Origin of the sequence: Mumia sp. zg.B53, from assembly GCF_019550935.1 — a bacterium.
Taxonomy (GTDB): domain Bacteria; phylum Actinomycetota; class Actinomycetes; order Propionibacteriales; family Nocardioidaceae; genus Mumia.
Map to the genome: position 1 here is coordinate 235,553 of NZ_JAHWCK010000004.1, position 12,567 is coordinate 248,119.

A 12,567-nucleotide genomic window follows, 5' to 3' on the forward strand; every position below is an offset into this window, starting at 1 on the left:
CTTCATGAGGGGTCGGGGCCTTTTGTGTGAGCAGCCTCCGGCGTCCTGGCGGACTGCGCGCTCATGTCTCCCTGTCACGTCAGGAGGCATGGAGGCGTACGAGGACTTCCGCAGGGGACGGTTCGGCCAGATCCCGGCGAAGGAGATGCCGCACGGCGACGTCGGCGGAGCCGCGCCCGGCGCGTGAGGCACTGGCGCCGCGTTGGGCCCCGTTGGTCGAGTAGGGCGGAGCGCCAGCGGAGCTCGTATCGAGATCCCTCGGCGCCCGCCGTCCCTCGAGCCACACCACGCAGGTCGAGGCCGCGAGCACGGCGCCGAGCGCGCTGACCGCGGCCCACCCGCCGGCCACCCAGGCGGCGGTCGTCGCGGCCGACCCTGCGGCCCCGCCGACGAAGAACGCCGTCATGAACGCCGCGTTGAGCCGGTTGCGCATCGCAGGGTCGAGCGCATAGATCGCGTTCTGGTTCGCGTTGAGCAGCATCTGCTGCGCCACCACGAGCGCCAGCACGCCGAGCAGCAGCCACGTCAACCCCGCCGCGCCGCCTCCTCCGCCGAGCGCGATCAGGCCCCACGCGATCGGCAGGGCGAGCGTCGACGCCCGGGCGACCGCACGGGCACGCCCGGCATCGACCAGCCGCCCCGCGACCGGCGTCGCCACGACTCCGGCGATCCCCATCAGACCGAAGGCGCCGATCGCTGCCTCCGACCACCCGTACGAGGTGGCGAGCAGGAATGTCGACGCAGTCCAGAACGTGTTGAAGGACGCCAGCGACAGCGCGGCGACGAGCGCACGGCGGCGCAGCACGGGTTGCGTCCCGAAGAGCGCGAGCGTCGAGCCGAGGAGGGCGGGATAGGCGATGCCGCTCGGTGTGTGGAGCGTCGGGAGCCGCACCCGAAGCGCCACCGCGACCGCCGCCACCAGCACCCCGCACACGACGTAGACCGACCGCCACCCGGCGAGCTGCGCGACCACCCCCGAGATCGGCCGCGACACGATGCTCCCCAGGAGCAGACCGCTCATCACGACAGCGACCACCCGGCCCCGCTGCTCCGGCTCGGCGAGCGTCACCGCGAACGGGACGACGACCTGCGCCGCGACCGACGTCAGCGCCGTGAGCGCGGTGGTGACGAGGAGGACGCGGCCGCCGGGCGCGAGCGACGACGCGACCAGCAGGACGGCCGTCGCGCCGAGGAGGGAGACCGCCAGCCGACGCCGTTCGAGGAGGTCACCCAGAGGGACGATGGCGAGCAGGCCGACGGCGTACCCGACCTGCGCGGCGGTCACGATCATGCCCGCTGTCGAGTCTCTGATCCCGAGGTCGTCGGCGAGCAGGTCGAGGAGGGGGAGTGCGAGGTAGTTCGCCGAGACCGACAGCCCGGTGGACAGCGCCATGAGCAGGAGCAGGGAGCGGGGCAGGTCGCGCGGGCCGGACATGACTCCAGCCTGAGCCGTCAGGGTGCATGAGTCCAACGCATGCTTGTCACGCCAGCGATCGCGATCTGAGATCGATCTGCCACCATGGGCGGATGGAGCTCCAGCAACTCCGCTACGTGGTCGCCGTCGCCGAGACGCGCAGCTTCACGCGCGCCGCACAGCGCTGCCACGTCGTCCAGTCGGCGCTCAGCCACCAGGTCGCCAAGCTCGAGCGAGAGGTCGGGGCCCGGCTGTTCGAACGCACGAGTCGCCGGGTCGCGCTGACCGCGGCGGGCGAGGCGTTCCTTCCCGCGGCACGGGAGGCTCTCGACGCGGCCGAGCGTGCGCGGGCGGAGGCGGCCGCCGTCTCCGGCGTCGTGAGCGGACGACTGCGTCTCGGCGCCATCCCGACCGTCACCGCCGTCGACGTCCCCCAGGTCCTGCGCGCCTTCCGCGACGAGCACCCGCGCGTCGACGTGAGTCTGCGGACAGACGGGAGCGAGGAGCTGGTGGCACGGATCGCGGGCGCGTCGATCGATGTCGCGTTCCTCGGCCTTCCGCCAGGGCGCGAGCCAGCCGGCGTACGCTCGCGTCTCCTCGGTAGCGGCACGCTCGTGGCCGTCCTCGCACCGGACCATCCACTGGCGGGCCGGCGCCGCACCAGGCTCGCCGAGCTGGGAGGCGGCGACTTCGTCGACTTCACGGCGGGGACTCCGGGACGCGTCCAGTCCGATCTGGCCTTCGCCGCCTCGGGCGTCGAGCGGCACGTCGCCTTCGAGGTCACGACCGGTGACCTCGCCGGACGTCTCGTCGCCGCGGGGCTGGGCGTGGCGCTCTTGCCGGAGGCGTACGCGGCCACGCTCCCCGGCGTCCGTACCGTCCCGATCACCGACGCCCCGGTCCGCGAGGAGCACCTCGCCTGGAGCCGCTTCCGCCCGTCACCGGCGGCAGCGGCCTTCCTCGCGATGCTCGGGGTGCCGGAGGCGGGGGCGAGCGTGTAGAAACGTCGCATGGCCGACTTCGTGGGGTCCGTGGACCAGGGCACGACCAGCACCCGCTTCATGATCTTCGACCACGGCGGCAACGAGGTCGCCCGTCACCAGCTCGAGCACGAGCAGATCATGCCGCGCAGCGGCTGGGTGGAGCACAACCCGCTGGAGATCTGGGAGCGCACGAGCGCCGTCATCCAGACCGCGCTCGCCAAGGCCGGCCTCTCGTCGTCGGACCTGGCGGCCCTCGGGATCACGAACCAGCGTGAGACCACCGTCGTCTGGGACCGCCGCACCGGACGGCCGTACGGGCCCGCGATCGTCTGGCAGGACACCCGCACCGACCGGCTCGCCTCCCGCCTGGAGCACGACGGCCGCGGCCAGGTCATCCGCGAGAAGGCGGGCCTGCCGCCGGCCACCTACTTCTCCGGCGGCAAGATCGCCTGGATCCTCGAGAACGTGCCCGGTGTCCGCGAGGCCGCCGAGCGCGGTGACGCGCTGTTCGGGACGACCGACTCGTGGGTGGTCTGGCAGCTCACCGGCGGACGCCGGGGCGGCGTGCACGTCACCGACGTGACCAACGCCAGCCGGACGATGCTGATGAACCTCGAGACTCTCGACTGGGACGACGACCTGCTGGAGATCTTCGACATCCCGCGCGCGATGCTCCCCGACATCCGACCGTCGTCGCTCACCGACGCGTACGGCACCACGCTCGACAACGGTCCTCTCGACGGCGAGGTGCCGATCACCGGCATCCTCGGCGACCAGCAGGCGGCGCTCGTCGGGCAGGTGTGCTTCGCGCCGGGGGAGGCCAAGAACACCTACGGCACCGGCAACTTCCTCCTCCTCAACACCGGCACCGAACTCGTGCGCAGCAAGGCGGGTCTGCTGACGACGGTGGCCTACCAGCTCGGAGACGCCGACCCGGTCTATGCGCTGGAGGGCTCGATCGCCGTCACCGGGTCGGCGGTGCAGTGGTTGCGAGACCAGCTCGGCATCATCTCCGGGGCCGCCCAGTCCGAGGCCCTGGCACGCCAGGTCGAGGACAACGGCGGCGTCTACTTCGTGCCGGCGTTCTCCGGGCTGTTCGCGCCGTACTGGCGCTCGGACGCCCGCGGCGCGATCGTCGGCCTGTCCCGCTACAACACCAACGCGCACCTGGCGCGAGCGACGCTGGAGGCGATCTGCTTCCAGTCGCGCGACGTCGCCGACGCCATGCGCGAGGACTCGGGCGTGGCCGTCGACGTGCTCAAGGTCGACGGCGGAGTCACCGACAACGAGCTCTGCATGCAGATCCAGGCCGACGTGCTCGGGACTCCGGTCAGCCGGCCCGTCGTGTCGGAGACCACGGCGCTGGGAGCGGCGTACGCGGCGGGGCTAGCGGTCGGCTTCTGGGACAGCACCGACGAGCTGCGGGAGAACTGGCAGGAGTCGAAGCGCTGGGAGCCGCAGTGGGACGAGGAGCGGCGCGAGTCGGCGTACGCGGGGTGGCAGAAGGCCGTCGAACGCACCCTCGACTGGGTGGAGGTCGACTGACGTGCGGCCCGTCGCGCTGGACCACGCAGCCCGCAGGGGGGCTCTCGAGCGGCTGCGCGCAACGGCCTCGGAGGGCCCGCTCGACGTCCTCGTGATCGGCGGCGGCGTCGTCGGCGGAGGGTGTGCCCTCGACGCAGCGACCCGGGGTCTGACGGTCGGGCTGGTCGAGGCACGCGACCTCGCCTCCGGCACGTCGAGCCGCTCGTCGAAGCTGATCCACGGTGGCCTGCGCTATCTCGAGATGCTCGACTTCTCGCTCGTCGCCGAGGCGCTGGCCGAGCGCAGCCTGCTGGTCGAGCGCCTCGCGCCGCACCTCGTCCGCCCGATCCCCTTCCTGTACCCGCTCACGCACCGCGGGTGGGAGCGGGCGTACGCCGGCACGGGGGTCGCGATGTACGACTCGATGGCGTGGCTGTCGGGGCAGTCACGCGGGATGCCCCGTCACCGTCACCTCTCACGGCGCAAGGCGATGCGGCGGATGCCGGCGCTGCGCAAGGACGCGCTCGTCGGTGCGATCGAGTACTACGACGGCCAGGTCGACGATGCGCGCCACACGATGATGCTCGCGCGGACGGCTGCCTCGTACGGGGCGCACGTCGCCACCCGCACGCGCGTGACGGGCATGCTGCGCGAGGGCGAACGCGTCACCGGTGTGGTAGCGCGCGATCTCGAGAGCGGAGACGAGCTCGAGATCCGTGCGTCGCAGGTGATCAACGCGACGGGCGTCTGGACCGACGAGACGCAGGCGATGGTGGGTGAGCGCAGCCAGTTCCACGTGCGGGCGAGCAAGGGCGTGCACCTCGTCGTGCCGCGCGACCGCATCCAGGGCGACGTCGGGCTCATCCTGCGGACCGAGACGTCCGTGCTGTTCGTGATCCCGTGGAAGCGGCACTGGATCGTCGGCACCACCGACACCGACTGGTCGCTGTCCAGGGACCATCCTGCGGCGAGCCGGACCGACATCGACTATCTGCTCGCGCACCTCAACAGCGTGCTGGCGACGCCGTTGACCCACGACGACGTGGAGGGCGTGTACGCAGGGCTGCGCCCGCTGCTGGAGGGGGAGTCCGACGCGACCTCGACGCTGTCGCGCGAGCACGCGGTCTCGCACGCGGTGCCGGGCCTGGTCGTGGTCGCCGGCGGCAAGTACACGACGTACCGGGTGATGGCGCGCGACGCCGTCGACGCGGCCGCCGACGCGCTCGGCGTCCAGCTGTCGCGAGCGATCCCGGCGTGCGTGACCGAGGACGTGCCGCTGCTCGGCGCCGACGGGTACGCGGCGCTGTGGAACCGTCGCGGCCTGATCGCTGCGCGCAGCGGGCTGCACGAGGTGCGGGTGGAGCACCTGCTCCGGAGGTACGGCGCCCTGGTGCACGAGCTGCTCGAGCTCATGGAGGCCGACCCGACGCTGGCGGAGCCGCTCGCGGGCGCGGACGACTATCTGCGGGCCGAGATCGTCTATGCCGTGACCCACGAGGGCGCGCGCCATCTCGACGACGTCCTCACCCGCCGTACGCGGATCTCGATCGAGACGTTCGACCGTGGTGTCGACTCGGCCGACGAGGTGGCCGACCTCATGGCGGGCCCGCTCGGATGGGGACCCGAGCAGGTGCGCCGGGAGGTCGAGCACTATCTCGCGCGGGTGGCCGCGGAGCGCGAGAGCCAGACGATGCCGGATGACGAGACAGCAGATGCGGCGAGGATGGGGGCGGGGGACGTCGTGCCGGTGGCGCGCGGCGGGTAGAGCGCCGGTGGCGCGCGGCGGGTAGAGCGCCGGTGGCGCGCGGCGGGTAGAGCGCCCCACCTACGATCGACGTGTGCCACCTCGCTCCCCGCTCCCACCCCAGAACGGCCTCGGCGCCGTCTGGTTGCGGACGCCGGACCGCGGTCGCGAGGCGGTGACCTGGGCGACGATGGGGGAGTGGCTGCGCTGGCGGCTGCCGGAGCAGGTCGACGTCGCCGGCATGTTCGCGACGCGACGGTTCGTCGACGACGGGGGAAGTCCCGTGGCCGCCGACGACCCGTACCAGCCGCACGCCTTCGTGTGGTTCTACCGCGACCTGCGCGAGGAGGCCCCGGTGCCGGGGGAGCTGCGCATCCTGCATCGCGACGAGCGCCTCGTGGTGGTGGACAAGCCGCCGTTCCTCGCGACGATCCCGCGGGGACGCCACGTGCGCGAGAGCGTCGTGGTCCGGCTGCGCGACGAGCTCGGCCTGCCCGAGATCTCGCCCGTGCACCGGTTGGACCGGATCACCTCGGGCGTCCTCGTGCTGACCACCGAGCGGAGATGGCGCGGCGCGTACCAGATGTTGTTCCAGCGGCGGGAGGTGCGCAAGACCTACCGGGCCCTCGCGCCGGTGGACCCCGGGCTGGACCTGCCGGTGACCGTACGCAACCACCTCGTGAAGCGCCGCGGGCTCTTCCAGGTGGCGGTGGTCCCGGACCTGCGGGTGAACGCCGTCACCCGCGTCGTCCTCGAGGGCCGCCTCGGCGAGCACGGCGTCTACCGCCTCGAGCCCGAGACCGGCCGGACCCACCAGCTACGGGCTCATCTCCACGGCCTCGGCATCCCGATCGTCGGCGACCCGGTCTATCCCGAGGTCCTCGATGTCGACCTGGACGACTTCACGCGACCGCTCCAGCTGCTGGCGAGCGAGCTGGCGTTCACCGACCCGATCGACGGTTCCGAGCGCCGCTTCGTCAGCGAGCGCGCGCTGCCGCTCCTCCCCGAGGACTAGCGTCCTCGGCGCCGCTCGGCCGGGACGAGACGGGCCGGCTCACGGCACGCGCGCGGTCCACTCCTCGGTGGCGTACTTCGCCGCGGCCAGCGACTCCATCGCCTCGCGTGTTCCCTCGTCGAGCGCGACCGGCCTCAGCCCATAGCTGGCGTCGAAGTGGTCGACCATCGCGCGGACGATCTCGTCGCGGGTCATGCCCGTCTGGCTCCGCAAGGGGTCGACCCGCTTGGCGGCGCTGGCCGTCCCCTTGTCCGACAGCTTCTCGCGCCCGATCCGCAGGATGTCGAGCATCTTCGCGGCGTCCATGTCGTACGACATCGTCACGTGGTGCAGGACCGCGCCGCTGGCCAGCCGCTTCTGCGCGGCGCCGCCGATCTTGCCGTGCGGGGTCGCGATGTCGTTGAGCGGCACGTACGACGCGTCGAGGCCGAGCCCGCGCAGCGCACGGATCACCCAGGCGTCGAGGAATGCGTACGACTCGGCGAACGTCATGCCCTCGACGAGCGACGCGGGGACGTAAAGCGAGTACGTGATCGTGTTGCCGGGCTCGACGAACATCGCGCCGCCGCCGGACATGCGACGTACGACCGTCGCGTCGTGCCGTGCCGCGGCGTCGAGGTCGACCTCGTTCGACAGCGACTGGAACGAGCCGATGATGACCGCGTTGGACGCCCACTCCCAGACGCGCAGCGCCGGTGCGCGCAGACCCTCACCGACCTGCGTCGCGAGGACCTCGTCGAGCGCCATCTGCTGCGCAGGGTGGAGCGGGCCGGCGTCCACGAGCTCGAAGTCGAGGTCGTGCCACGCGGTCGAGCGTCCGAGCGCGCGTGCCACCGCGAAGCCGACGGAGCGCGGGTCGAAGCCGATCATCGTGGCGTCCTCGAGCGCGTCCTCGACGGCGCTCGCGTACGACCCCACCGAGGCGTCGGCCGGCTGACCCTCGAGCGCGTCGGTGATCCGGTCGAGCCCGTCGTCGGGCTCGAGGAAGAAGTCGCCCGACAGCCGGACGTCCTTGAGCCGGCCGTCGACCACCTCGAGGTCGACGACCACCAGCTTGCCACCGGGGACCTTGTACTCGCCGTGCACCGCGACCTCCTCCTCGACTGCGCCGACGTGGACGCGTCGACGTCGGGGTCAACGCCCGACGAGGGGCAAGGCTTCCCAGGAACGGGAGAAGCCCGGTCGGGACATCGTCCTGACCGGGCCTCATCGGGGTGGATGACGGGACTTGAACCCGCGACCACCGGCACCACAAGCCGGTGCTCTACCAACTGAGCTACACCCACCGCGCGCGACCCGGCTCGTACCGAGTGCGGCCAGACGAGTGTAGCGGGTCAGCCTTCGTCGTCCGAAATCCGGGTCGGGTCCACCTGCTCCACCGCGGCGTCTGTCTCCGGCGCCGCCGGAACCGTCGCCCGGAGCGATCCGGAGTGCTCTGCGGCGAGCGCCTTGGCGGTCTCGCTGTCCGGCCCGGGCTCGGGGACGAAGACGGCGGCGCGGTAGTAGCGCAGCTCCTCGATGCTCTCGAGGATGTCGGCCAGCGCCCGGTGGTTGCCGGTCTTGGCCGGGCTGTTGAAGTAGGTGCGCGGATACCAGCGGCGCGAGAGCTCCTTGATGGAGGAGACGTCGACGACCCGGTAGTGCAGGTAGCCCTCGAGCTCGGGCATGTCGCGCAGGAGGAACGCGCGGTCGGTGCCGATCGAGTTGCCTGCGAGCGGCGCCTTGCCGGCCTCGGGGACGTGCTGCTTGATGTAGTCGAGGACGACCTGCTCGGCGTCGGCGAGCGGCAGACCGGCATCGAGCTCGGTCAGGAGGCCCGACGCGGTGTGCATCTGCGTGACGACCTCGTTCATCTGGTCGAGGGCTTCACGTGGCGGCTTGATCACCACGTCGATGCCGTCGGCGATCGGGTTGAGCTCGAAGTCGGTGACGATCGCGGCCACCTCGATGAGCGCGTCGCGCTCGAGGTCGAGCCCGGTCATCTCGCAGTCGATCCATACAAGCGTGTCCACGACGATCAACCCTAGCGGGAAGGGCGGACACCGACCGGTAGCCTGGTAGCTGTCCCTGGGAACGTGCGACGCTGTGCCGCGCGTTGGACGGGGGACACGTGTCCGTAGGCGAAGGATGGTTGAGCCAGGTGGCCAGCAGGGATGACAAGCGCGCGCGGCGTGAGCGCGCGGAGCAGATGCGCATGGAGCGAGAGCGGAAGGACAAGCGTCGCCGCACCCTCATCACCGCCGCGATCGTCGCGGTCGTGCTGGTCGTGATCGGTGGAGCAGGCTTCGCCGTGAAGTCGGCGGTCGACAACTCCGCCGACGAGCCCACGCGTGCTCCCGGCGGCCTGACCGACGACGGTGGCGTGGTGCTGACCGCCACCGACCTCGGCGGCTCCGCCGCCTCCGACCCGGTCAAGGTGACGGTGTTCGAGGACTTCGCGTGCCCGCACTGCAAGACCTTCGAGGACGAGACCGGCGACTGGATCGACGAGCAGGTCGCGGCAGGTGCGATCGACGTGGAGTTCCGTCCGGTGGCGTTCCTGTCCGACTTCTCCCACGACACGATGGGCGCCGCGATGTGCGTCTTCGAGGAGGGCGGGTCCAAGGCCTACCGCGACTTCGCGAAGCTCGCCTTCGCCAGCCAGCCCACGGAGGGCTCGGGCCTGGACGAGAAGGACTACGTCGACATGGCCGAGCAGGCCGGAGCGCCCGGAGCAGCGACCTGCATCAAGGGTCGTCCCTTCCGCGACTGGACCGACCCGGCGACCAAGGCGTCGTTCGACCAGCCCGACTCCGAGGGCGAGAAGCTCTCCGGCACGCCGACGGTGTGGGTGGACGGCGCCACGGTCAACGGACCCGAGGGCTCCGACGGCAAGCCGACCGTCCCCGGGCTCGCCGACATCCAGAAGGCCGTCGCGGCCGCGAAGGCGAGGTGACCCATGGCAGCCGAGAGCTCGCGAAGCCGTCGTGAACGCGCTGAGCAGATGCGCAAGGAGAAGGAGCGGCAGGACAAGCGTCGCCGCACCCTCATCACGGCGGCGGTCGTCGCCGCGGTGCTCATCGTCATCGCCGGTGCGGGCTTCGCCGTGAAGTCGGTGATGGACGACTCCGCCGGTGACGAGGTCCGCACTCCCAAGGGGCTCACCAAGGACGGTGGCGTGCTGGTCACCGCCGAGGACCTGGGCGGCACCGCCCAGCCGGACCCGGTCAAGCTGACCATCTTCGAGGACCTCCAGTGCCCGGTCTGCAAGGCCTTCGAGGAGACCTCGGGTGGCTGGATCGACGAGCAGGTCGCCGCCGGGGCGATCGAGGTCGAGTACCGCCCGGTCGCGTTCCTCAACGAGTTCTCCGGCGCCGCGCTGGCGGCGTCGATGTGCGTGTTCGAGGAGGCCGGCGCCAAGGGCTGGGTCGACTACACGCGCACCGTCTATCAGAACCAGCCCGACGAGACCAGCACCGACGTCGACGAGGACCAGCTCGTCGAGTGGGCCGACCAGGTCGGCGCCGGGGCAGCGACCGACTGCATCAAGGGTCGTCCGTTCCGTGAGTGGGCCGGCAACCCGCCGGGCAGCACGAGCGAGGTCACCGACGAGGCGTTCGCCTCCAAGGACTCCGAGGGGCAGCAGGTGTCCGGGACCCCGACGGTGTGGGTCGACGGCACCGCGGTGACCGGCTCCGGCGGCAACATCCCGACGCCCGCAGACCTCGAGGCGGCGGTGACCGCCGCGAAGGCAGGCTGACGCCCGCAGGTCGAGCGATCGCGATCGACGCCCCGTACGCCTTGTGCGTGCGGGGCGTCGCGTCTCTACGGTGGGGCAGGAACACCACCGACGAACGACGGGAGCGACACCATGGCCACACGCACCGCGACGACACAGTGGACCGGCGGGCTGCAGGACGGATCAGGACGGGTCAACCTCGACACCTCCGGAGCCGGATCGTACGAGGTCTCGTTCCCGCGGCGGATCGCCGACGAGGCCGAGGGGGTGACCAGCCCGGAGGAGCTCCTCGCGGCGGCGCACGCGGCCTGCTACGCGATGGCGCTGTCGGGCGGGATCGCGAAGGCCGGAGGCACGCCGCAGTCCTCTACGGTGCGGGCCGACGTCACCGTCCGTCCCGACCGTGAGGGTGGTGGGTTGCTCATCTCCACGATCACGCTGACCGTCCGTGCGAAGGTCGACGGCCTGACGGCCGAGCAGTTCACCGAGGTCGCCGAGCAGACCAAGAAGGACTGCCCGGTGAGCAAGGCGCTCGCCTCCGTCCCGGAGATCGAGCTCGACGCTGCTCTGGAGAGCTGAGCGCGCCCGGCAGGATTCGAACCTGCGACCGGCGGATTAGAAGGCCGCTGCTCTGTCCAGCTGAGCTACGGGCGCTCACGGGAACCAACCCTAGCGGCGACGTCGCTCTCGGCGCTCGCCGCTAGGGTTCTCCCTGTGTCCCCGCCGTTTGCGGCGCGTCTGCCGCAGCCCCCTTCGTCGCCGGTCCCGCCAGGGCCGCTTCCTCGGCTGCGCGACCCCATGTGGCAGCGGGGGCACACGCTGCTGGTCGTGCTCATGCTCATCACCGCGGTGATCGGTGTGGTGGGCGCCGGCTTCTTCGCCGTCGGGAGCGGCGACGCGGCCGGGAGCGGGCTGAGCCTGCTGTACGCGCTTCTCCCTCTGCCCGCTCTGCTCGGCTGCTTCTTCTGGCTCGACCGCTACGAGCCGGAGCCGTGGCACTACAAGCTGGCCGCGGTGGTCTGGGGTGGAGTCGTGGCCGTCGCGATCGCGCTCGCGGCGCAGATCTTCGTCTCCGAGACGTTCGACCTCTCCGACCCGGTGCTCGCGACCTTCATCGCACCGGTGACCGAGGAACCGGCCAAGTGCCTCTTCCTCGTGCTGACCTTCCTGCGGATGCGACGCGTGATCGACGGGGTCATCGACGGGCTGGTCTTCGCCGGGCTCGTCGGGCTGGGCTTCGCCTTCGTCGAGAACATCGGCTACTACGCCGGCGCGTACGTCGGCATCGACGAGACAGGCATCGAGGGGGCCGGCGCCACGACCGTGACCTTCGTCCTCCGCGGCATCATGAGCCCGTTCGCGCACCCGATGTTCACCGCCGCCTTCGGCATCGCGGTCGGTCTCGCCGTGAGTCAGCGTTCCCGCCTCAAGCGCGCACTCCTGTGGTCCGCGGGTCTGCTCGGGAGCGTCCTGCTGCACGGCATCTGGAACGGCGGCGTGAGCTATCTGGGGGGCGGCGGTTTCCTCATCGCGTACGCCTTCACCGGTCTCCTGCTCGCGGCCACCGTGGTCCTCGCCGCCGTCGCGCGACGCAACCAGGGCCGCTACCTGACGCGTGCGCTGACCGACATCGCGCGCCGAGGATGGCTCGTCGCAGACGAGATCCCGTTCATCGCTTCCCTCTCCTACCGGCGCAAGGCGGTCAAGCACGCACGGACGCACGGTGGCCGGATCTCGGCCAAGGCGACGCGGCGCTACCAGCGCGACGCGATCACGATGGCGCTCCTGTACGCGGGAGTGATCGACCGGATGCCCAAGCCGCACGCCGTGGAGCGCGTCGACGCCTTCCTCGCCGAGATGCGGATCCTCCGGCCGTACGCCGTCCTCCCGCCGCCGCTGCGCTTCGCCTCGCCCCCGGTCGGCCCGTACGGGCAGGGCTACGGCCAGACCCACGGTCCCGGCCCGTACGCGGTCCCTCCCTACGGTCGGGCGCCGTCCGTCCCGCCTGGGCCTGCTGCGCCGCACTACGGGATGAACACCCCGTACGCCCCTCGGCCGCAGCCGCGACCGGCCGACGTACCCCCGAACGCGCCGGGGCCTGACAGCCCCGAGCCGCATCGTCGAGAGTGACCGCGACCACCTGACGGGCTCGTCCCCGGTCACCGGTGC

General features: G+C 71.5%; 11 protein-coding genes and 2 tRNA genes. 8 read left to right on the top strand and 5 right to left on the bottom strand.

What is annotated here, in order from left to right:
* Positions 1-79: 79 nt before the first annotated feature.
* Positions 80-1,435 (bottom strand): MFS transporter, encoded by a 1,356-nt coding sequence (locus KV102_RS15435; RefSeq protein WP_220346807.1) that lies wholly within the window; start codon positions 1,433-1,435, stop codon positions 80-82.
* 92 nt (positions 1,436-1,527) lie between these two features.
* Between KV102_RS15435 and KV102_RS15440 the strand changes: the two genes are divergently transcribed.
* The 4 genes from KV102_RS15440 (at position 1,528) to KV102_RS15455 (ending at position 6,680) form a co-directional block, all read left to right on the top strand.
* Positions 1,528-2,415: a LysR family transcriptional regulator gene (locus KV102_RS15440; protein ID WP_220346808.1), complete on the top strand. Its 888-nt coding sequence runs from the start codon at positions 1,528-1,530 to the stop codon at positions 2,413-2,415.
* A 9-nt stretch (positions 2,416-2,424) separates the two neighbouring features.
* Positions 2,425-3,942, top strand: a complete 1,518-nt coding sequence (gene glpK, locus KV102_RS15445; RefSeq protein ID WP_220341108.1) for a glycerol kinase GlpK — start codon at positions 2,425-2,427, stop codon at positions 3,940-3,942.
* Position 3,943: 1 nt separating this feature from the next.
* Positions 3,944-5,686, top strand: coding sequence for a glycerol-3-phosphate dehydrogenase/oxidase (locus KV102_RS15450; protein WP_220346809.1), 1,743 nt, complete (start codon positions 3,944-3,946; stop codon positions 5,684-5,686).
* A 169-nt stretch (positions 5,687-5,855) separates the two neighbouring features.
* On the top strand, positions 5,856-6,680 hold the full coding sequence (locus KV102_RS15455; protein WP_220346881.1) for a pseudouridine synthase: 825 nt from the start codon (positions 5,856-5,858) through the stop codon (positions 6,678-6,680).
* A 39-nt stretch (positions 6,681-6,719) separates the two neighbouring features.
* On the opposite strand, the gene KV102_RS15460 is transcribed toward KV102_RS15455, so the two are convergent.
* From KV102_RS15460 to orn, 3 genes are all read right to left on the bottom strand, one after another.
* Positions 6,720-7,766, bottom strand: a complete 1,047-nt coding sequence (locus KV102_RS15460; protein WP_220346810.1) for a biotin/lipoate A/B protein ligase family protein — start codon at positions 7,764-7,766, stop codon at positions 6,720-6,722.
* A gap of 127 nt (positions 7,767-7,893) precedes the next feature.
* Positions 7,894-7,966: transfer RNA gene (locus KV102_RS15465), tRNA-His, on the bottom strand.
* A gap of 48 nt (positions 7,967-8,014) precedes the next feature.
* A complete protein-coding gene (gene orn, locus KV102_RS15470; protein ID WP_220341111.1) occupies positions 8,015-8,701 on the bottom strand; it encodes an oligoribonuclease in 687 nt (228 codons plus the stop codon).
* 119 nt (positions 8,702-8,820) lie between these two features.
* On the opposite strand from orn, the gene KV102_RS15475 reads away from it, so the two are divergent.
* The 3 genes from KV102_RS15475 to KV102_RS15485 all read left to right on the top strand — a co-directional run bounded on the left by KV102_RS15475 (position 8,821) and on the right by KV102_RS15485 (position 10,977).
* Positions 8,821-9,615 carry a thioredoxin domain-containing protein gene (locus KV102_RS15475; protein ID WP_220341112.1) on the top strand — a complete coding sequence of 265 codons (795 nt, stop codon included), beginning with the start codon at positions 8,821-8,823 and terminating at the stop codon, positions 9,613-9,615.
* Positions 9,616-9,618: 3 nt separating this feature from the next.
* Positions 9,619-10,419: a thioredoxin domain-containing protein gene (locus KV102_RS15480; RefSeq protein ID WP_220341113.1), complete on the top strand. Its 801-nt coding sequence runs from the start codon at positions 9,619-9,621 to the stop codon at positions 10,417-10,419.
* A 111-nt stretch (positions 10,420-10,530) separates the two neighbouring features.
* The gene (locus KV102_RS15485; protein ID WP_220341114.1) at positions 10,531-10,977 is read left to right on the top strand and encodes an OsmC family peroxiredoxin; all 447 of its coding nucleotides are present in this window, start codon (positions 10,531-10,533) and stop codon (positions 10,975-10,977) included.
* A 1-nt stretch (position 10,978) separates the two neighbouring features.
* Here the strand turns inward: KV102_RS15485 and KV102_RS15490 are convergent.
* A tRNA-Arg gene (locus KV102_RS15490) sits at positions 10,979-11,052 on the bottom strand.
* 60 nt (positions 11,053-11,112) lie between these two features.
* Here KV102_RS15490 and KV102_RS15495 point away from each other — a divergent pair.
* Positions 11,113-12,528, top strand: coding sequence for a PrsW family intramembrane metalloprotease (locus tag KV102_RS15495; protein WP_220346811.1), 1,416 nt, complete (start codon positions 11,113-11,115; stop codon positions 12,526-12,528).
* Positions 12,529-12,567 lie beyond the last annotated feature (39 nt).

What these genes read in the sequence shown, in the direction of transcription:
- KV102_RS15485 (WP_220341114.1), top strand. Translation starts at nt 10,531, where the DNA reads ATGGCCACACGCACCGCGACGACACAGTGGACCGGCGGGCTGCAGGAC.
- KV102_RS15480 (WP_220341113.1), top strand. Translation starts at nt 9,619, where the DNA reads ATGGCAGCCGAGAGCTCGCGAAGCCGTCGTGAACGCGCTGAGCAGATG.
- KV102_RS15435 (WP_220346807.1), bottom strand. Translation starts at nt 1,435, where the DNA reads ATGTCCGGCCCGCGCGACCTGCCCCGCTCCCTGCTCCTGCTCATGGCG.
- KV102_RS15455 (WP_220346881.1), top strand. Translation starts at nt 5,856, where the DNA reads ATGGGGGAGTGGCTGCGCTGGCGGCTGCCGGAGCAGGTCGACGTCGCC.
- KV102_RS15440 (WP_220346808.1), top strand. Translation starts at nt 1,528, where the DNA reads ATGGAGCTCCAGCAACTCCGCTACGTGGTCGCCGTCGCCGAGACGCGC.
- glpK (WP_220341108.1), top strand. Translation starts at nt 2,425, where the DNA reads ATGGCCGACTTCGTGGGGTCCGTGGACCAGGGCACGACCAGCACCCGC.